This window comes from Terrirhizobium terrae, from assembly GCF_030323265.1.
GTDB lineage: Bacteria > Pseudomonadota > Alphaproteobacteria > Rhizobiales > Rhizobiaceae > Neorhizobium.
This window is the reverse complement of sequence record NZ_CP104992.1, coordinates 201,641-220,928: the sequence shown is the minus strand read 5'-3', so window position 1 is coordinate 220,928 and position 19,288 is coordinate 201,641. Positions and strand designations below refer to the sequence as shown.

Annotated in this window: 17 protein-coding genes and 9 pseudogenes; 19 read left to right on the top strand and 7 right to left on the bottom strand. The window is 60.0% G+C overall.

Annotated elements, in window-relative coordinates:
- Positions 1-10: 10 nt before the first annotated feature.
- The 8 genes and pseudogenes from N7E02_RS09150 (at position 11) to N7E02_RS09115 (ending at position 7,237) form a co-directional block, all read left to right on the top strand.
- Entirely contained in the window at positions 11-1,426 is a 1,416-nt protein-coding gene (locus N7E02_RS09150) for a sensor histidine kinase (protein ID WP_353622867.1), read from the top strand.
- A 79-nt stretch (positions 1,427-1,505) separates the two neighbouring features.
- The gene (locus N7E02_RS09145; RefSeq protein WP_093001692.1) at positions 1,506-1,949 is read left to right on the top strand and encodes a response regulator; all 444 of its coding nucleotides are present in this window, start codon (positions 1,506-1,508) and stop codon (positions 1,947-1,949) included.
- A gap of 10 nt (positions 1,950-1,959) precedes the next feature.
- A complete protein-coding gene (locus N7E02_RS09140) occupies positions 1,960-2,994 on the top strand; it encodes a sensor histidine kinase (RefSeq protein ID WP_286581543.1) in 1,035 nt (344 codons plus the stop codon).
- Positions 2,995-3,258: 264 nt separating this feature from the next.
- Complete coding sequence (locus tag N7E02_RS09135) at positions 3,259-4,488, top strand: hemolysin family protein (protein ID WP_286584112.1); 1,230 nt, start codon at positions 3,259-3,261, stop codon at positions 4,486-4,488.
- Between the two features lie 7 nt (positions 4,489-4,495).
- Positions 4,496-5,082 (top strand): annotated as a pseudogene (locus tag N7E02_RS09130) (5-formyltetrahydrofolate cyclo-ligase).
- Between the two features lie 11 nt (positions 5,083-5,093).
- Entirely contained in the window at positions 5,094-5,918 is an 825-nt protein-coding gene (locus N7E02_RS09125; RefSeq protein WP_286581541.1) for a TIGR00282 family metallophosphoesterase, read from the top strand.
- A gap of 88 nt (positions 5,919-6,006) precedes the next feature.
- Entirely contained in the window at positions 6,007-6,273 is a 267-nt protein-coding gene (locus tag N7E02_RS09120) for a hypothetical protein (protein ID WP_286581540.1), read from the top strand.
- A gap of 103 nt (positions 6,274-6,376) precedes the next feature.
- Positions 6,377-7,237 (top strand): MBL fold metallo-hydrolase, encoded by an 861-nt coding sequence (locus tag N7E02_RS09115; protein WP_286581538.1) that lies wholly within the window; start codon positions 6,377-6,379, stop codon positions 7,235-7,237.
- A 21-nt stretch (positions 7,238-7,258) separates the two neighbouring features.
- Here N7E02_RS09115 and N7E02_RS09110 read toward each other — a convergent pair whose 3' ends face one another.
- Positions 7,259-7,771, bottom strand: a complete 513-nt coding sequence (locus tag N7E02_RS09110) for a pyridoxamine 5'-phosphate oxidase family protein (RefSeq protein ID WP_286581537.1) — start codon at positions 7,769-7,771, stop codon at positions 7,259-7,261.
- 170 nt (positions 7,772-7,941) lie between these two features.
- Here N7E02_RS09110 and N7E02_RS09105 point away from each other — a divergent pair.
- A pseudogene (locus N7E02_RS09105) lies at positions 7,942-8,687 on the top strand (YebC/PmpR family DNA-binding transcriptional regulator).
- A 60-nt stretch (positions 8,688-8,747) separates the two neighbouring features.
- Here the strand turns inward: N7E02_RS09105 and N7E02_RS09100 are convergent.
- The 3 genes and pseudogenes from N7E02_RS09100 to N7E02_RS09090 all read right to left on the bottom strand — a co-directional run bounded on the left by N7E02_RS09100 (position 8,748) and on the right by N7E02_RS09090 (position 11,197).
- A pseudogene (locus N7E02_RS09100) lies at positions 8,748-9,742 on the bottom strand (LLM class flavin-dependent oxidoreductase).
- Positions 9,743-9,857: 115 nt separating this feature from the next.
- Positions 9,858-10,826, bottom strand: a complete 969-nt coding sequence (locus tag N7E02_RS09095; protein ID WP_286581535.1) for a methyl-accepting chemotaxis protein — start codon at positions 10,824-10,826, stop codon at positions 9,858-9,860.
- 113 nt (positions 10,827-10,939) lie between these two features.
- Positions 10,940-11,197, bottom strand: coding sequence for a hypothetical protein (locus N7E02_RS09090; RefSeq protein ID WP_286581534.1), 258 nt, complete (start codon positions 11,195-11,197; stop codon positions 10,940-10,942).
- A gap of 174 nt (positions 11,198-11,371) precedes the next feature.
- Here N7E02_RS09090 and ruvC point away from each other — a divergent pair, with 174 nt between their 5' ends.
- The 10 genes and pseudogenes from ruvC to N7E02_RS09040 all read left to right on the top strand — a co-directional run bounded on the left by ruvC (position 11,372) and on the right by N7E02_RS09040 (position 16,203).
- Complete coding sequence (ruvC, locus tag N7E02_RS09085) at positions 11,372-11,881, top strand: crossover junction endodeoxyribonuclease RuvC (protein ID WP_286581531.1); 510 nt, start codon at positions 11,372-11,374, stop codon at positions 11,879-11,881.
- A gap of 67 nt (positions 11,882-11,948) precedes the next feature.
- Entirely contained in the window at positions 11,949-12,206 is a 258-nt protein-coding gene (locus N7E02_RS09080) for an AbrB/MazE/SpoVT family DNA-binding domain-containing protein (RefSeq protein WP_286581529.1), read from the top strand.
- Positions 12,187-12,612, top strand: coding sequence for a type II toxin-antitoxin system VapC family toxin (locus N7E02_RS09075; RefSeq protein WP_286581528.1), 426 nt, complete (start codon positions 12,187-12,189; stop codon positions 12,610-12,612). The genes N7E02_RS09080 and N7E02_RS09075 overlap by 20 nt, the downstream gene beginning before the upstream one ends.
- 16 nt (positions 12,613-12,628) lie before the next feature.
- A pseudogene (gene ruvA, locus N7E02_RS09070) lies at positions 12,629-13,242 on the top strand (Holliday junction branch migration protein RuvA).
- 62 nt (positions 13,243-13,304) lie between these two features.
- A complete protein-coding gene (locus N7E02_RS09065; RefSeq protein ID WP_286581526.1) occupies positions 13,305-13,589 on the top strand; it encodes an AbrB/MazE/SpoVT family DNA-binding domain-containing protein in 285 nt (94 codons plus the stop codon).
- Positions 13,586-13,981 carry a type II toxin-antitoxin system VapC family toxin gene (locus N7E02_RS09060; RefSeq protein WP_286581525.1) on the top strand — a complete coding sequence of 132 codons (396 nt, stop codon included), beginning with the start codon at positions 13,586-13,588 and terminating at the stop codon, positions 13,979-13,981. The genes N7E02_RS09065 and N7E02_RS09060 overlap by 4 nt, the downstream gene beginning before the upstream one ends.
- A pseudogene (gene ruvB / locus N7E02_RS09055) lies at positions 13,978-15,017 on the top strand (Holliday junction branch migration DNA helicase RuvB). Before N7E02_RS09060 ends, ruvB begins: the two are co-directional and overlap by 4 nt.
- A 31-nt stretch (positions 15,018-15,048) precedes the next feature.
- Positions 15,049-15,536: pseudogene (locus N7E02_RS09050) on the top strand (NUDIX hydrolase).
- Positions 15,537-15,590: 54 nt separating this feature from the next.
- A complete protein-coding gene (locus tag N7E02_RS09045) occupies positions 15,591-15,812 on the top strand; it encodes a hypervirulence associated TUDOR domain-containing protein (RefSeq protein ID WP_286581523.1) in 222 nt (73 codons plus the stop codon).
- Positions 15,805-16,203, top strand: coding sequence for a hypothetical protein (locus N7E02_RS09040; protein WP_286581522.1), 399 nt, complete (start codon positions 15,805-15,807; stop codon positions 16,201-16,203). Before N7E02_RS09045 ends, N7E02_RS09040 begins: the two co-directional genes overlap by 8 nt.
- Here N7E02_RS09040 and N7E02_RS09035 read toward each other — a convergent pair.
- The 3 pseudogenes from N7E02_RS09035 to N7E02_RS09025 form a co-directional block, all read right to left on the bottom strand.
- Positions 16,187-17,067, bottom strand: a pseudogene (locus N7E02_RS09035) (NAD-dependent epimerase/dehydratase family protein). The gene N7E02_RS09040 and the pseudogene N7E02_RS09035 sit on opposite strands and share 17 nt — an antisense overlap.
- Positions 17,064-17,875, bottom strand: a pseudogene (locus N7E02_RS09030) (glycosyltransferase). The pseudogenes N7E02_RS09035 and N7E02_RS09030 overlap by 4 nt, the downstream one beginning before the upstream one ends.
- A 140-nt stretch (positions 17,876-18,015) precedes the next feature.
- Positions 18,016-19,235: pseudogene (locus N7E02_RS09025) on the bottom strand (NAD-dependent epimerase/dehydratase family protein).
- Positions 19,236-19,288: the final 53 nt, after the last annotated feature.

Here is a 19,288-nt window from a genome sequence, read left to right as displayed (position 1 = left end):
ATACCCTTTCATGCCTTTCACCAATGCCAAGTTTGCCCGCTCGTCGCTGATGATGCTGCTCATCGGCGCAGCGCTGCTGCTCGCCATCGTCATGTCATCGTTTTTCCTGGCGCAGATGACGCGCAGCTATTTCGATGAGGTGACGAAACTCAGGGCAGTCCGCTCGGTCGCCGCGGATCTTCTGCTGATGCTGAATGGAGCAGAATCCGGGCAGCGTGGTTATCTTCTGGTGCAGAACGCTGCCTTTCTCGATCCGTACCAGAAGGCGATCGGGGCGCTGCCGGCGCAGGTCGACAGGCTGGAGCGGGTCGCTGGGAACCAGGACACGGTGAAGGTTCCGCTCGACGACATCCGCAGCCTCATTGCGGAAAAGGTCACGGAGATGCAGTCGACGCTGAACCTTGCCAGTCAGGGCAGGGTTGAGGACGCGGTTGCAATCGTGCGCAACGAGCAGGGTTTCGTGGTGATGCAGCGGCTTCGCGAGGTCATCGGTAATCTCGTGCAGGAGCTTGACGGTCATCTGATCTCGGGTATCGACGAGATCCGCGGCAGCGCCGCAACGCTCCAATATTTCACCATAGGCGGCGGCCTGATGATCATCGTCGTCATCGGCGGCGCGATCGCCGTGGTGGGCCAGCATGTCCGGGAGCTTTCGAGCGCACGGCGCGAGGTCGAAGAGCTCAACCAAGGGCTCGAGGAACGCGTCAACGAGCGTACAGAAGACCTGATGCAGGCCAATCGGGAGATCCAGCGCTATGCCTATATCGTCTCCCACGATCTGAGGGCGCCGCTCGTCAACATCATGGGTTTCACAAGCGAGCTGGATGCGACGCTGAAAACGATCCGCACTTACGTGATGGCCGACGGTGCGGAGATCACGGAGGATCAGGTACGCGACGCGCGGCTCGCCGTCGAGGAAGACCTGCCGGAGGCGATTGGCTTTATCCGCTCGTCGACCAAGAAGATGGATGCACTGATCAACGCGATCCTGAAGATTTCCCGAGACGGGCGGCGCGAACTGAAGCCGGAGCGTATCGACCTTGGCGAGATGCTCGAGGCGACCGCGGCCAGCGTCTACCATCAGGTGAACGATGCAGGCGGCGAGGTTTCGATCTCGGTCGCGGCGGCACGCGGGCTTGTAACCGACCGCTTCTCGCTGGAGCAGATCTTCGGCAACCTGTTCGATAATGCCATCAAGTACCGTGATCCCAATCGGCCGCTCAATCTTTCCGTCATGGCGCTGCCGATGGGCCGGGGAGCGATCAAGATCGAGGTGTCCGACAACGGGCGCGGCATCGCGCCGGAGGATCATGAGCGCGTCTTTGAACTCTTCCGCCGTTCCGGCGTGCAGAACCAGAAGGGTGAAGGGATTGGTCTTGCCCACGTTCGATCGTTAGTCAGAAATTTAGGGGCGAAATTACTGTGACGTCCACGCTAGGCGGCGGATCGACATTCATCATCCGTCTGCCCATGGATTTGTCCCAGTATGTCAGGAGTAACGGGTCATGAAAGCTGCAGGCAAGGAAGTCACCATCGTGATGGTGGAGGATGACGAAGGGCATGCCCGTCTCATCGAGAAGAATGTTCGCCGCGCCGGCGTCAACAACGATATCGTGCCTTTCACCAACGGCAACGAGGCTCTCGACTATATTCTCGGCGCCGATCGTTCGGGCAATGTAAACCACGACCGCTACCTGCTGATCTTGCTTGATCTCAACCTGCCCGATATGTCGGGTATTGACATATTGGAGAAGGTGAAGTCCAACCCGCATGCTAAACGGCTGCCCGTAGTGATCCTCACAACGACGGACGATGAGCGGGAGATTCAGCGCTGCTATGACCTCGGCGCAAATGTTTATATTACAAAGCCTGTAGACTACGATAATTTCGCAAACGCCATTCGACAGCTCGGGCTGTTCTTCTCGGTGATGCAAATACCCGGACAATGATTGAAGAGAGATGCCGCGAACGATCCTCTATGTTGACGACGACGTCGCCCTGGCCCGTCTCGCGGAACGCCATCTCGGTCGTGCCGGCTACAATGTAATCACTGCCGTCGACGGCGCCGCCGCCATGGAGGCGGCCGGTCGCGGCGGGGTCGATGCGATCGTTCTCGATCATTACCTCCGCGCGGAAACCGGCCTGGACATCTTTCACAAGTTGCAGGAGCAAGGGTCGACCGCTCCGGTCATCTACGTCACCGGCTCCAGCGACGCGACGATCGCCATCGATGCGTTGAAGAACGGTGCCGCCGATTATGTGATCAAGACCGTCGGAGACGAGTTCTGGCCGCTGATGGAAAGCGCCATCAGCCAGGCGATAACCACCGCTGACCTGCGCCGCGCCAAGGAACGGGCCGACCAGGAAATCCGCATCGGCAAGGAACGGGCGGAAGTTCTGCTTGCGGAAGTCAACCATCGCGTTGCCAACAGCCTTGCGCTGGTCGCCGCGATGATCCGCCTGCAGATGGGCAGCAGCAAGAGCGACGAGGTGAAGGAAGCGCTTTCGGAAACGCAGGCGCGCATCGCCGCAATCGCCGGCATGCATCGCAGCCTCTACACGTCCGACGACGTGCGGCAGGTGGAGATGGACAAGTATCTCGGCACGCTCGTCAACGAATTGCAGGGCACAGTGCCGGACAAGCAGGGGCCGATTATTCGTCTCGACGCGGATTGCGTTTCGCTGACCTCCGATCGTGCCGTCTCCGTCGGGATGATTGTCACCGAACTGCTGACCAACGCTCTCAAATATGCCTATCCGCAAGGAACCCAGGGCGAGGTGCGGGTGCTTCTTTCACGTCAACCGGATGGCAGGGCGCTGCTTGCGGTCGAAGATGATGGCGTGGGCTGGAAGGAAGGCGATACGGTAAAAGGCACCGGGCTCGGCAGCCGCATCGTCAAGTCCATGGCATCGACGCTCGGGTCTGCTATCCACTATATAGAGCGGCCCAAAGGCACGCGCGCAGAGATGGCTATCGAGCTTTCGGTTGCGTGACTGCCTGCGCCAGTGCGCCGGTGATTGCGTCGACCATTGCAATACGCGTGTCGCGACCCTATGATTTCTGCTGTTCATGAGGTGCATAGTTCCGAGAACCGTTTTCCGGTTTTCCGAACTGTGCGCGAGATCATCTATTCCAACGGCCGCCGATCATGCGGATGCCGTTACTGCGCACAGGATATTGTCCCAGCCTAAGAGCACCTTTTGTTAACCGAAATTTTCATCGTCATTGCGCTCACCGTCCTCAATGGTGTCCTGGCAATGTCGGAGCTTGCCGTCGTCTCGTCCCGTCCCGTCCGGTTGAGAGTCATGGCAGAGCAGGGCAATCGCGGAGCCGCCACCGCAATCAAGCTCGCTGAAGACCCAGGCCGTTTCCTCTCCTCCGTACAGATCGGCATCACCCTCGTCGGCGTCCTCTCGGGCGCCTTTTCTGGAGCAACGCTCGGTACACGCCTGACCGGCTGGCTCGAGGCGCAGGGACTTCCAGAAAACGCTGCCGACTGGCTCGGCGTCGGCGGTGTCGTCGTCGTCATTACCTATATGTCGCTGATCATCGGCGAGCTCGTCCCCAAGCAGATCGCGCTGCGCGCTCCCGAGGCCGTGGCAGCACGCGTGGCGCCGACCATGAAGCTTGTTGCACTTATCGGTGCGCCGATCGTCTGGTTCCTCGATATTTCCGGTCGTTTCGTTCTCTCGCTGCTCGGCCAAAAGGGCGAGTCCGAGGACAAGGTGACGGATGAGGAAATCCGTACCGTTCTCGCCGAAGCCCAGAGCGCCGGCGTGATCGAGACGGGTGAATCCGAAATGATTTCGGGCGTCATGCGCCTTGCAGACCGCACCGCGCGCGGCCTGATGACGCCGCGCCGCGACGTCGAGGTTATCGACACCGAAGATGACCCGGATGAGATCCGCGCCCAGTTGCGTGCAACCACACGCTCACGCCTGCCGGTGCGCAAGGGCTCTTCGGACGAAATTCTCGGCGTGCTGTTCGTCAAGGACGCCTATGACTTCATGGCCGGTGGCAAGGTGTTCGACATGGCTGCCGCGATGCGCGAAGCACCGGTCGTCTCCGACCTGACAGGCGCGCTCGACGTCATCCAGGCACTGCGCAAGGCGCCGGCCCATATGGTTCTCGTTTATGACGAATACGGTCATTTCGAAGGCATCATCACGTCGGGCGACGTGCTCGAGGCGATCACCGGTGTCTTCCAGGAAGACGAGCAGGAAGAGCCTCCGATCGTCGCGCGTGATGACGGTTCGTTCCTGATCGCGGGCTGGATGCCGGTCGACGAATTCGGTGCGCAGATGGGCCTGCCGATCGAAGAGGATCCGGGCTACGAGACCGTTGCCGGCTTCGTGCTCGACGAGTTGAAGCATCTGCCGGAACTCGGCGAGAGCTTCGTCACCCATGGCTGGAAATTCGAGGTCATCGATCTCGACGGCCGACGGATCGACAAGCTGCTCGTGACCCGGGCCACGGAAAAGGCCTGAGGCGCCGATGCCGGTTCTTGGCGACAAGGCAAGACTTAGAACCGAGCGGCTGGCGGCAAGGGACGCTCTTGCTGCCGCCGAGCGGATCGAAAAAAGCCTGTCGCTTGCTTCCCATGGCATGGGCGCCATCGATTTCGATGGCGCTCCTGTCGTTTCCGGTTTTCTGCCGATCCGCTCCGAGGTGGATGTTCGCCCGCTGATGGAATTGTTGGGAGACAGGGGGCGCGGCTTTGCGTGCCCGTGGTGCTCGACAAGGAGACGATCGTTTTTCGCGAGTTCCTGCCGGATGTGGAACTAGTCGGTGGCGTGTTCGGTACGGTCGGACCGGGGCCGGATGCGGCTCAGCTCGATCCTGTTATCATGCTTGTGCCGCTTGCCGCCTTCGATGCCCGCGGGCACAGGATCGGCTATGGCGGGGGGTATTATGACCGGGCGATTCACCGTTTGCAGCAAAAAGGCCTGAACCCGAGGCTCATCGGCATTGCATTCGACTGCCAGGAAGTGGCATCAGTGCCGGAAGAACCTCACGATATCAGGCTCGACGCCGTACTGACCGAGAGCGGCTTGAGGCCTTTCGGAGAACAGTCTCCGTAGATTGGATTGAAATGCGTCTTCTGTTTTTGGGTGACATGGTCGGCAAGTCCGGTCGCACCGCCGTATGGGAAAAGCTGCCGGGTCTGATTTCGGACCTGAAGCTCGACTTCGTCATCGTCAACGGCGAGAACGCTGCGGGCGGCTTCGGTATTACGGAAGACATCTATCTTGAGACGATCAATGCCGGCGCTGACGTGGTGACGACCGGCAACCATGTGTGGGACCAGAAGGAAGCCGTCGGTTTCGCCGGCCGCCACGACCAGTTCCTGCGGCCTGCCAATTATCCTGCCGGCACGCCGGGCAAGGGCTCCGGCCTCTACTACGCCCGCAACGGTGCGCGCGTGCTCGTCGCCAACATCATGGGCCGGGTGTTCATGCACCCGGAACTCGACGATCCCTTCAAGTCCGCGGAGGCCATTCTTGAAGCCGCACCGCTGAAGGATCAGGCTGACGCGATCGTCTTCGATTTTCATGCGGAAGCGACCAGCGAGAAGCAGTGTTTCGGCCACTTCGTCGACGGGCGTGCAAGCCTCGTCGTCGGTACCCATACGCATGTGCCGACGGCCGACTGCCAGATCCTGAATGGCGGCACGGGCTATATGTCGGATGCGGGGATGTGCGGCGACTATGATTCCTCGCTCGGCATGGACAAGGAAGAACCGCTCAACCGCTTCATCTCGAAAATGCCGAAGGGCCGTTTCGAGGCGGCATCCGGCCCGGCGACGATCTGCGGTCTCGGCATCGAGATTTCCGACGCGACGGGGCTGGCGGAAAAGATCGAGCCGATCCGCATCGGACCGCGGCTTGCCCAGAATATTCCGAGCTTCTGGCGGTAAGTGCATGTCCCGTACCCTACGGCTGATCGCGATGGCGACGATGTTGACGGCGTCGGCTGGCCTCGCTTGGGCACAGCAGGGAACGGATGTGGAGCGCAAGACGTGGCCGGAAAGAAAGTGCGCTTTCTATGCCGAGGCCTGGCGAGAGCTTCTTGCGTCGTCGCGCGATACTGGCGTTACCGAGGCGTTCATTCGCGGGAATGAAGCGTTCATCGCAGCCGGTTGTTCGAATGGCGCGGATATCTGTTCCTCGGCTCCGGCGGACATTGCGCTTGCCAACAAGCTGACCATCGCGGCGATGAATTTCGGCACCGCGAGCACTTTCCTTCCCTTCGTTTGCCGCCAGCCGCAATGACGGAATCGTGAGGCTTTGCCTCGCAATCGTCGCTGGACGGTTGGCAGAGGTTCCCGCATCTTTCTTCCCGGAATGAGCATGAACGCAGTTCACGGGGTGTGGCATGATGCTGCGAACTCTCGCATTCGGTCTTTCTGGTCTTCTACTTTCCACCTTTTCAGTCTTCGCCCAGGATGGCCTGCCGGTCAGCCAATGTCAGGCGATTGCGCAAAACCTACCGTCCCGGAACTTGCCCGATGTGCAGTTCGCCAGCTTCAAGCCATCGGATCTGCAGCTGGTTCAGGGCAAAACGCAATTATCCCTTGCCGACAGGGAAGAGGTGAAGATCACCTTCGTCGGGCACTCGACCTATTTCATCGAGACGCCTGGACGCATCGGCATCGCCACGGATTATAGCGGCGCCTACCAGCCCGATCGCATGCCCGACGTCGTGACGATGAACAGGGCGCATTCCACCCATTACACGCTCAGCCCGCCGCAGGAGATCAAGCATGTCCTGCACGGCTGGAGCGACGTGCCGGGCGAGAAGGCAAAGCACCAGGAGATGATCGGCGACGTCTATATCCGCAACGTCGTGTCGGATATACGCAACTGGGGCGGCGGGATCGAGGAGAACGGCAATTCGATCTTCATCTTCGAGGTCGCTGGCCTCTGCATTGGCCATCTCGGCCATCTGCATTTCGAGCTCAATGAGCCACAGTATACGGAGATAGGTCGGCTCGACATCCTGATGGTGCCGGTCGATGGCGGGCTCACGATGGGGGCCGACAGCATGAGCCGGGTGGTGCAGCGGCTGCGTTCTTCGCTGATCCTGCCGATGCACCGGTTCGGGCCACCGCTCGACACGTTTCTGAGCATGTTCGATGGGAAATTCGATATCGCCTATGCGAAGGAACGGACGCTGAAGGTTTCGATGCGGTCTCTGCCGAAGAAGCCGACGATCATGGTGCCGCAGGGCCTGTGAGGTCCCGCGGCATTCTTTCGTTTAGTGGTAGGCAGGGAAGGTCAAGTGCTGCTTGACGCCGACATCCGGCATCTTCTCATCCTTCCAGTTGGCCTTGGCGATTTCCCAGCCGAATTTCAGCGAGCTGTCTGTCGATGCCCAGATCTCGGCATCTTCGACGCGCAACGCGATCATGGTGAGCGCCGGATCTTCCTTGCCATGCTCGAACCAGGCTGCGGTCACCGCGCTCCAGTATTCGTCGATCTTCGCTCGATCGGGGCGGATTTCGAGAATGCCCGAAAGGCAGGCGTGGTAATCGTGGTTCTTGCCGACGACGCAGAAATGCGCGCGGCTGCCGGCCCGGATGGCGCGCACGAGATCGGTATCAGTTCTGGTGAAGAACCAGATCGTATTCGTCTCGCGGTCGAGGTTAGGCGCCATCGGCTGGAAATGCATATGGCTGCCTTCCAGTCCGAGCATGCCGGCGTGCACGGCGGTGATCTCGTCCCAGAGCTGGCGCTCCGGTGCTTCGCGGGCTTCCGTCAGGCTGGCCATTGTCGCATGTCTCCGTGTTGTTTTCCTCAAGTGACAAACGACAGGATGCGAAGCTTTGTTCCTTTCCCAAAAGGGTTTCCGGTCACAAGGTTGGTTGAAATGCCTTGAACGCGCGCTTCTTCGAAACTATAAGGCGCCATTCCCAAACAGACCAAGATATCAGGGGTGCCATGGCTGGCCATTCACAGTTCAAGAATATCATGCACCGCAAGGGCAAGCAGGACGGCATCCGTTCCAAGCTGTTCTCCAAGCTCGCGCGTGAAATCACGGTTGCCGCCAAGACCGGTCTGCCTGACCCGACGATGAACGCCGCCCTTCGCCTTGCCGTGCAGAACGCCAAGGCGCAGTCGATGCCGAAGGACAATATCGACCGCGCGATCAAGAAGGCCTCGGGTGCAGACGCCGAGACCTATGACGCTGTTCGTTACGAAGGCTACGGCCCGGGCGGCACCGCCGTCATCGTCGAGGCGCTGACCGACAACCGCAACCGTACGGCCTCCAATGTCCGTTCGATCTTCTCCAAGGCCGGCGGCGCGCTGGGCGAAACCGGCTCGGTTTCCTTCTCTTCGACCACGTCGGCGAGATCACCTACAAGCCTGAAGTCGGCGACGCCGACAAGGTCATGGAAGCGGCGATCGAAGCGGGTGCCGAAGACGTCGTCTCGGATGAAGACGGCCACACGATCTATTGCGGCTTCGAGGACATGAACGAAGTGTCCAAGGCGCTGGAAGCCGTGCTCGGCGAAGCGGAAACCGTCAAGGCGATCTGGAAGCCCCAGAACACGATCGAAGTGGACGAGGAAAAGGCCCAGTCGCTGATGAAGCTCATCGACAACCTGGAAGACGATGACGACGTGCAGAACGTCTACTCGAACTTCGAAGTGTCGGAAGAAGTCATGGCCAAGCTCTCGGCCTGATCTTCATCCCATGCAGAATAGCGAACGGGCCGGTCTTGCCGGCCCGTTTTCGTTTCTGCCTCAAACCTTCTTCATCATTGGAAGGTTGGCGAAGAGTTCGACGGAGCGGAGGCGCTTGTCGATATCGTGGATCGGCATGGAGATGATCAGTTCGTCAGCCTGCGTCTCTTCGAGGAAGTCCTTCAGCTGGGCCTCGATGGTCGGAACGGAGCCGACCGCGGCATAGCGCAATGTGTGCTCGACGCTCATCTTCTCCATCGGCGTCCAGAAGCCTTCCATGCTGTCGACCGGCTTCGGGAAGCGGGAACGGACATTCTTGCGCAGGTTGACAAACTGCTGCTGGGAGGAGGTGAACAGCTTTTCGGCTTCCTCGTCCGTATCGGCCGCGACACCCATGACACCGACCATGACATAGGGCTTTTCAAGCTCGGGGAGGGCTGGAAGCGCTCGCGATAGATGGCGATCGCATCCATCAGCATGTCGGGCGCAAAATGCGAGGCGAAGGCATAGGGCATGCCGAGTGCGGCCGCGAGATGGGCGCTGTAGAGGCTCGAGCCGAGCAGCCAGAGCGGCACGTTTGCCTCGGTGCCCGGAACGGCGATCACCGCCTGGTTTTCGATCGGCGTGCCGAGCAGATGCTTGAGTTCGACGATGTCGTGGGGGAAGTTCTCCGCGCCGGCATCCATGTTGCGGCGAAGCGCACTGGCGGTGCGCATGTCGGTGCCGGGAGCGCGGCCGAGGCCGAGGTCGACGCGGCCGGGCAACAGCGCTTCCAGCGTGCCGAACTGTTCGGCGATGACGAGCGGCGAATGATTGGGCAGCATGACGCCGCCGGAGCCGACACGGATCTTCTTCGTCGCTGCGCCGACATGGGCGATCACGATAGCGGTCGCGGCGCTGGCAATACCCGGCATGCCGTGATGTTCCGCCAGCCACACACGGTTATATCCCTGTTCCTCGGCTTTCACGGCCATTTTCTGCGACTGGTCGAGGGCGTCACGTACGGAATATCCTTCGCCGATCGGCGAAAGATCGAGTATCGAGAACGGGATCATGGGGCTACCTTGAAAGGAATTGAACAGGATATGCCTCTATCTAGGAACCCTGCTTGCGGGATGCGACCCCTCGCTTGCGTCTGCCATGAGAAAAGGGTGCCGAGGCACCCTTCCATCACGTCTTGATCAGCCTCAGATGACTGCGCGACCTTGGTGGCCGGTCCTGGGGCGGCGGATTATCCTGCATGACCGTAACCTTCATGAAGCGTCCGCAATGCTGATTGATCATCGCGAGCTCATGGGTCATGCGATCGAGCATGTCATCCCATTCATGATCAGAAGACGAGCGCTCAACATTCGATTTCACCAGCTCTTCGAGAACCGCGCCTGTGCGATCCATCATTTCGGCCGAGCTTTCGAACGTGTCGGAGATCGAGCTGATCCGGCTTGCCATTGTTTCAAGCTCGGAGGAGACCCCATCGCCCTCGCGAACAAGCTGATCGATTGAGGAACGGGCTTCAGCAGCCGAGATACTCAAGTCTCGCTCGAGGACCGAAGCTTCCTTGGCGACCGTCGCGGCATTTTCCGCCAGTTCGCGCAACTCCATGGCGAAGGTCTTCAAGACGTCATCCGGTGCCGAGCCGTTTGCAGCAGCAACGCTGGCGTTGACCGACAGCATGTTGGTGCGAAAGGCGATATCGCGCATGTTGGACGCTGCCGAGCCAATCCGGCCGCTGCTGCCTGCCACGCTGGTCAGTGCCGTGCCTGCCTTTGCGGCGGCAGCGCCCTGACGCTCCAGGCGTGCTGCCGCGTCGCCGGCCATGGCCGAAACCTGCTGAAGGCCGGTCGCCCGGCTGCGCATTGCCGAGGATGTATTTCTGAGGTCGTCACCTGCCCTAGCCAGGATTGGCGTCTCGTCCACCGCCGTCGTCCGCTGATGGTCGCGCTGGAATCGTGCGGCGGTGCATTCTCCGTGCAGGCGGCTTGCCGACCTTGAAATCGCAGCGAGGCTATCATCCAAGAGCCGCATGGCACGATTGAAGTCGCCGCGCATGCCTTCGAACTCTTCGGGCAGAGGGGTATCCAGTCGCGCCGAGAGATCAGCGGAGGCCAGCCGTCTCAAACCGGCGTCGAACATGTTCATCGCGAACTGTTTATCTTCGGCCTCAAGCGTGCCGGCAAGCGACTCGTCAAGCCTCTCCGACCGGAGTTCGACGACGTCGGCACGAGCGGTTACTAGAGCAATCGAAGGCTTTTCTATTTCTGCAACGGGGTCTTTGCGGATCGGTGCAGTCGTGGATGCGATTGATTTCTGGAGAGGCTGGAGGAGGGGCTGGCGAGGCGGGCGGCCATCATGGCCATCGCCACCGGTAAAACGATGACGCCCGCCGCCAACGCGGCCATCATGGCCGCGGATAATCCCGGAGACAGGTTCAGCATCAACGCGGCCAGCAATCCGTTCTGCAGCGCCAGAAGAGGCCACAGCCGAAGAAACAACTCACGGCGTTCGGACATCGCCTATCTCCTCTCGTATCATTCGAGCGGTCGGTTAACGCGCAGGATAACCTCGCGTTGCATCATGATCCAAAAGCAATCAGCTTTTAGTTAGCCAAAGGTTAAGTACGGCGCGCGTTTCTGTTTTGTTCATATTTCGATGGCACTTGATGACGGGCGACGATAAGGTGAGCCATGGCAGCGACTATTCGAATCATCGGCATCGACCCGGGCCTGAGAAGGACCGGCTGGGGCGTCATCGAGACGCTCGGCAATTCCCTGCGATTCGTGGCGTCGGGCACGGTGACATCCGACGGCGACATGGATCTGGCGTCACGTCTGTGCCAGCTGCATGACGGTCTGGCCGAAGTGGTACATGCCTACAAGCCGGACGAGGCGGCGGTCGAGCAGACCTTTGTCAACAAGGATGCGGTGGCGACACTGAAGCTTGGTCAGGCACGCGGCGTCGTCATGCTGGTGCCGGCGCGAGCAGGGCTGCCTGTTTCGGAATATGCGCCGAACGCGGTGAAGAAATCGGTCATCGGTGTCGGGCACGGCGAGAAGCAGCAGATACACATGATGCTGAAAATCCTGATGCCGAAGGCGGAATTCAAGGGCAACGACGCTGCTGACGCTCTCGCCATCGCCATCTGCCATGCACATAATCGTGGCGGCAATCGCATGCGGCAAGCGCTGGTGGGTTAAGCGTCCACGATCTTTGTTCTTGACTTGTTCTGTTTCGCTGGATAGGTAATACCGCAGAGGTATTACCATGCGCGTCACCGAAAAAGGTCAGGTTACGATCCCGAAGAATGTCCGCGACAGGCTGAATATCGGTCCTGGTTCGGAGGTGGATTTTCATGTCTCCGATGACGGCGTGATGTTGGTAAAGAGCACGCGCAAGAACGACTTCAAAGACTTCAAGGAATGGGCCGAAAGCGTCAAAGGTACCTTCGACACGATGGGCATGACGACGGATGAGTATATGGAATGGCTGAGAGGCCCTCGCGATGACCTCGACCGTGGTTGATACGAATGTTCTGATCGACGTGCTTGGCCCTGCTACATCTTTCAGATCGTGGTCACTCGCTGCGCTCGAGTTATGTCATGGCGAGGGCGAGCTGGTGCTCAACCCGGTCATATGGTCTGAACTCGCGGCCTCATCGCTGTCCGAACAGGAAATCGTGGAAGCGTTCGGCTGGCTTAACCTCAAGCGTGAGCCCCTGTCTTACGAGGCTGCGCATCACGCCGGAAAGGCGCATTTTTCCTATCGCCGTGCGGGCGGTCTGCGCGAACGCACTTTGCCGGATTTCCTGATCGGCGCGCATGCTTCGGTACGCTCGCACAGGCTGCTCACGCGAGATCCGGCGCGCTACCGGTTATACTTCCCGTCACTTGAACTCATCTCTCCCGAAACCCATCCTCTCTCATCCTAAGCGGCGGACCCATTTCATGATCGGCAAGCTCAAAGGCACTATCGACGAGATCGGTGACGACCATGTTCTCGTCGACGTGCATGGCGTCTGCTACGAGGCATTCTGCTCTTCGCGTACCCTGTCGCGCCTCAATGTCGGTGAGGCGGCGATCCTGTTCATCGAAACCTATGTGCGCGAAGACCAGTTGAAACTGTTCGGCTTCGTTTCGGCGCTCGAGCGCGAATGGTTCGGCCTGTTGCAAAGCGTGCAGGGGGTCGGGTCCAAGGTGGCGCTCGCGGTGCTTTCGACACTGACGCCGGGCGAACTCGCCAATGCGATCGCGCTGCAGGACAAGACGGCGGTGTCGCGCGCGCCGGGGTCGGCCCGAAGGTCGCGGTGCGTATCGTCACCGAGTTGAAGAACAAGGCGCCGGCTTTCGCGGGCGAGGCTTCGGCCAATATTGGCCTCAAGCAGGAGATCGGCGAGGGTGTTGCATCGGCGCCGGTGGCCGATGCCGTCTCGGCGCTGACTAATCTTGGTTACTCGCGCGACCAAGCTGCCAATGCCGTCGCTGCGGCGATGAAGACGGCGGGGGAGGGGGCGGATAGCGCGAAGCTGATCCGGTTCGGGCTGAAGGAGTTAGCGCGGTAAGAATTGGTGATCGAGCGAAATGCTGATACCTTTGATGTAAGAAAATTTGCACGAGGTAAGAAATGGGTGCCTTCACGACCATGACCTCCAAGGGACAAATTACGATCCCTAGCGAAGTTCGCGACGCACTCAACCTTGAGCCTGGGACGCGCTTCTATGTGTCTGCTCGCAACGGACAGGTCGTCGCTATTCCTAAAAACAAGAAGCTCATGGATTTCGCCGGCATTCTTGGCAGGCCTCCCACGGGAGAGAGCCTGAGTATCGAAGACATGGACGATGCTATTGGACAGGCCGTTGCGGAAGACGATGCCCGCATCATGCACGAATGGTCGGAGAACAACGGGTGATCGGTATAGACACAAACATACTGGTGCGCTTTCTCGTGGATGACGAACCAAGCCAGAATCTCGCCGCTCGCCGGTTCCTCAGCGAACGAACTGCGGAGGCTCCCGCTTATGTCAGTGCGGTTGTCGTCGCGGAAACGGTATGGATTCTCAACCGGCGCCTCAGGTATCCTATGACGGTGATCACAGAGCTGCTCCAGAACCTGCTTGCCACAGACGGCTTGGTCTTCGAATACACGGAAGAACTCGACGCGCTTTTGAGTGATGCGGGCCCGAAAGCGCATCTAGCGGACTATCTGATCGCTTGGGGTGCGCAACGTGTGGGCTGTGCCCGCATCATGACTTTCGACAAGCAGGCCGCGACGCGCGTGCCCGGAATGGAACTTCTCGCATGACCGATGATACCCGCCTCATCTCGCCGGAAAAGCGGGGCGAAGATCTTGATACGGCGCTGCGCCCGCAGTCGCTGGACGAGTTTACCGGCCAGGCCGAGGCGCGCGCAAACCTCAAGATCTTCATCGAGGCTGCAAAAAACCGCGGCGAGGCGCTTGATCACGTCCTGTTCGTCGGCCCTCCGGGGCTCGGCAAGACGACGCTGGCGCAGATCATGGCGAAGGAACTCGGCGTCAATTTTCGCTCGACCTCAGGCCCGGTGATCGCCAAGGCCGGTGATCTGGCGGCGCTGCTGACCAATCTGGAAGAGCGCGATGTTCTCTTCATCGACGAAATCCACCGTCTCAATCCGGCGGTGGAGGAAATTCTCTACCCGGCGATGGAGGATTTTCAGCTCGACCTCATCATCGGCGAGGGCCTGCGGCGCGTTCGGTGAAGATCGACCTGTCGAAGTTCACGCTCGTCGCTGCCACCACCCGCATCGGGCTTCTGACCACGCCTCTGCGTGACCGCTTCGGCATTCCCGTCCGTCTTTCCTTCTACACGGTGGAAGAGCTGGAGGGCATCGTGCGTCGCGGGGCGCGGCTGATGGGGCTGAATATGACCGATGACGGTGCCCGCGAGATCGCCCGCCGCGCGCGTGGGACACCGCGTATCGCGGGCCGCCTGCTGCGTCGTGTGCGCGATTTTGCCGAGGTGGCGCGAGCGGAAGCGGTAACCAAGGAGATCGCCGATGAGGCGCTTGTTCGTCTCAATGTCGACCATGCAGGCTTCGACCAGCTCGACAAGCGCTATCTCAATATGATCGCGGTGAATTTTGCCGGCGGTCCGGTCGGAATTGAGACGATTGCGGCCGGCCTGTCGGAGCCGCGTGATGCGATCGAGGACATCATCGAGCCCTACATGATCCAGCAGGGCTTTATCCAGCGCACGCCGCGCGGACGCGTGCTGACCGCGATCGCCTGGAAGCATCTTGGGCTGCAGCCACCCAAGGATATGGAAGCGGCGCAGTTCAGGATGAGTTTGGAAGATGAGTAAGAAGGACAAGGTGCAGGATCTGCGCCTGCGCATGAAGTTCAAGCCGAAGCGCATCTTCCAGATGCGTATTGCGGGTCTGGCGTTCCGTGATGGGCATGTGCTCGTCCATAGGGCCATCCACGAGACTTTCTGGACTTTCCCGGGCGGTCGCGCGGAGATGGGAGAGACTTCGGAAGAGACCCTTGCGCGCGAAATGGTCGAAGAGCTTGGCGTCACAGCAAAGGTCGGTCCGCTTCTCTGGGTGGTGGAAAACTTCTTCCACTATGAGGAGAAGGACTGGCACGAGCTCGGCTTTTATTATCGTATGGAACTGCCGGAGAGTTTTCCTTTCATTCGGCCGATATCGTGCATCGCGTCGTCGATACCCACGAACTCGAGTTCAAATGGGTGCCGGCGACGACCGAGGCGCTGAAGGCGCTCGATATCCCGCCTTACTTCATCGCCGACGAGATCGAGGCGCTGCCGACCTCGCCCCGTCATGTCGTCTGGCGCGACGGCGATCTCGATCTGAAAAGTTGATTTCGGAACATCATCGGCCTGCCTGAGTTCCCCAAGGAACGAAAGGAGCCGCTGATGCAGAAGATCCAAGTCGGAACCGACGTCGAATGGACGTGGGGCAGCTCGAAAGCCGAGGGCAAGGTCGCCCAGAAATTCACCGAGGATGTAGAGCGCAAGATCAAGGGCAAGGTGATCAAGCGCAAGGCCGACCGCGAGGAACCGGCCTTTCTCCTCAAGCAGGAGAATGGTGACCGCGTCCTGAAAAGCCAGTCCGAGCTGCGGAGGTCCCATGACTGAGAAGGATCTCGACCATCGCCCCCCAGTCGAGGTTGCTGCCGCGGCGGAAAAGGGACTGAAACTTCGCGCCAAATATCGGCGTGGCGGCACGACCCTTGGTATTGCAAGGGCACGTGACCTGCAGCATCGGAAATCTCTCTCCGACCTGACGGTCAAGCGGATGGCGAGCTATTTTTCCCGTCACAAGATCGACAAGCGTTCGGAGAATTTCGGCAATGATGACGATCCGTCGACAGGCTATATCGCTTGGCTGCTATGGGGCGGTGATGCAGGTCAGAAATGGGCGGAAGAGCATTTGAAGATCATCGAATCCCGCAAGAAGGAAACGCGCCGCCCGAGCCGAAACGCGTTGGACGGCAACGTCCAAAGGCATTTCAACTCGCAGCATTGAGCTGTTGCGCCAAGGACGCCATCGTCTTATCGAACCGCCGCATGCCACCGGGCTTCCAGCCGATGTGGCGGATTTTTTCTGTCAGCATTTCGTTGGCGGCGAGTGCCGTAAAGGCAAGCAGATCAGCTGGCAGGCCAAGCCTTTCCATGATCATGCGTGTATCGACGGTGATGTCGGAGAGGTTGAAGGACTGGCCCGAAACGATCTCGACGTCCGCTTTGAGCATAAGACCGACGGCTTGAGCTACGTCATCTCCATGAACTTCCGTGCCTGCGCGGGGTACGACGGGACGCCCCGCCGCAACATCGGCGACGAGCGCGTCCCATTTGTTCGGAAGCATGTCGCCATAGACACCGGTCGCGCGAAGCGATGAGGCAACGAAGTCGGGGCCGGACATGGCAGTGATTGCCGTCTCGCAGGCCAGCTTGATTTCGCCATAGAGAGAAGTCGGAGACAGGGCGATCTCTTCGGTCAATGCCGTTCCCGGCGGCAGGCCGTCGTAGACTGCGCGGCTGGACAGGAAGGTGGCGCGCGTCACGCCGGCGAGTTTGGCTGTCTCGAACAGCCTGATCGTTCCATCCAGATTGAGCCGTCTGAAGCGTTTGGGATCCTTTCCTTCTCCGCCTCGATATTTGCCCGGCAGGTGGTCGAAGGCGGCGTGGACGAAGGCTTCGATGCCTTTGAATGCTGCTGCCTGATCCCGTTCGGGAGTAAGGTCGAGCGGTACGAAATCGACGCGCCGCGAGAAAAGGCGTCGACCGGCGGTTTGCGCGCGCCGACGACAACGCTGTAGCCTCCTGCCAGAAGTCCCTCGACGATATAGCGGCCGACGAGACCCGTTCCGCCGGAGACGAGCACTTTCAAGAGGTCGCTCCGGGATTGGCGAGGCTTGCAATATCCGGCATTTCCCGGCCCTCATGGAAGGCGTGCCAGAGATCGATCAGCGGGCGCAGCTGCTCGGCTTTCGGGTGATCGGCTTCCCAGGGCTTTTCATACTGGTAGTGCAGGATTGAGATGTCCTTCCAATCCCACAGGGCCGGCATGTTGAACCAGACATATTGCAGCATGTTCATGAACACGGGCAGGCCGTGCCAGTTGGGGAAAAAGCTCTCCAGAAAGGTCTGATCGGTACGCCGCCAGAAGGCATCCGGCTGATCGAGGGCGGCGAGCATCCGCTCGAAGGTCTCGTTCGACGGCTTGGCTACGAAGACGCCGGAGTTGAGGCGGTGAAAATCCGCAAGGCTCTCGTAGACATTCGGGGCGGCTGAAAATTCAGGGTAGTCGGACAGTTTGTCGATGTTCTTCAGCACGACCACGTCCGCATCGAGGAAGACGACCGTGCGGTATTCCGTCAGCTGCCACAGGCGCAGCTTGCAGAAGTTGTCGAGCGGCGTGTGGAAGTCCGGCTTGCGACCCTTGGTGAAAGGGGCGGCACCATGCAGATTCTTGCGGGCGTGACGTTCGTTGAAGCCGTCCGAGAGGGGAGATGCTCGACCGGGATGATGCGGCAGCCGAGTGACTTCAGGCCGGCCAGAGCGTCCTGCGCGACTGCGCCGGTATGGAGCACGACGAGATCGGCAGTGGTTTTCGTTCGGCGCAATGAATGGGCGAGGGCCGTCGCCCCCATGATGTAGTCGGCGTTGGTCACAAGCGTGACGAAGGCGTTCTGCATGGCGTGCGATTGTCCTGTTCGAGTCCAGCGATCGTCACGTTCGGGCATGTCCCGAGCATCTACCGTCGTTGGCCGAATTCTACGTGGGCAGATCCTCGGGACAAGCCCGAGGATGACGGAGTAAAGATCTAGCGCGGCTCCTACGAAACCGACTTCAGGCGCGTGCCTTCCGGGTCGCGCTCGACGGTGGCCGCGATGTCCTTGGTCCAGGCGGATATGGCCGGTACGCGCGAGCGGTCGACGCGATAGGCGTATTTCTTCGCAACGTCGACGATTTCCGACAGCAGGCCTTCGCCGAGCGTCGTCGGCTCGAGGCCGAGCTCGAGGAACTTTTCGTTCTTCACGACCAGATCGTTTTCCGGCGCTTCCTTGCGCGGGTTCGGCAGCCAGGCGATCTTTGCGCCGGTCATCTTCGAGATCATCTCGGCAAGATCACGGACGCGGTGCGTCTCGGTCATCTGGTTGAAAATCTCCACTCGACCACCGGCGGCCGGCGGGTTGTTGAGCGCGATCTCGATGCAGCGGACCGAATCCTGGATGTGGATGAAGGCGCGAGTCTGCCCACCGGTGCCATGGACGGTCAGCGGATAGCCGATCGCAGCCTGGATGAGGAAGCGGTTCAGGACTGTGCCGTAATCGCCGTCATAGTCGAAGCGGTTGATCAGCTGTTCGTGGATGCGCGTCTGCTCGGTATGCGTGCCCCAGACGATGCCCTGGTGCAGGTCGGTGATGCGCAGACGATCGTTCTTGGCGTAAAAGGCGAAGAGGAGCTGATCCAGGCACTTGGTCATGTGATAGATCGAGCCGGGATTGGACGGGTAGAGGATCTCCTGGGAAACCGTCTCGCCGCTCATGGTCTCGATGCCGACCGGCAGGTAGCCTTCCGGGATCGCCGCGCCGACTGTCGAATAGCCATAGACGCCCATCGTGCCGAGATGGACGAGGTGGGTGTCGAGATCCAGCTCCACCAGCGCGTTCAGCAGGTTATGCGTCGCATTGACGTTGTTGTTGACCGTGTAGTTCTTGTGGCGGTCGCTCTTCATCGAATAGGGGCGGCGCGCTGTTCGGCGAAATGCACGATCGCGTCGGGGCGATGCTCGGCAAGCCAGTTCTTCAGCAGTTCGTAATCCTTGGCGAGATCGATCAGGCTGAAGTGGATGCGACGACCGGTTTCGGCATGCCAGATGCGGGTACGTTCCTGTATCGAATCCATCGGCGTGAGCGACTGCACGCCCAGTTCGGTATCGATCCAGCGGCGGGACAGGTTGTCGAGAATGTGGACCTCGTGACCCGCGTGGGAGAGGTGCAGGGATGTCGGCCAGCCGATGAAACCGTCGCCGCCCATGACTGCAATCTTCATAAAAATTCTCCGGTGGTTTTATAAGAATTTCCTGTTAGGGAGGAAATATTACG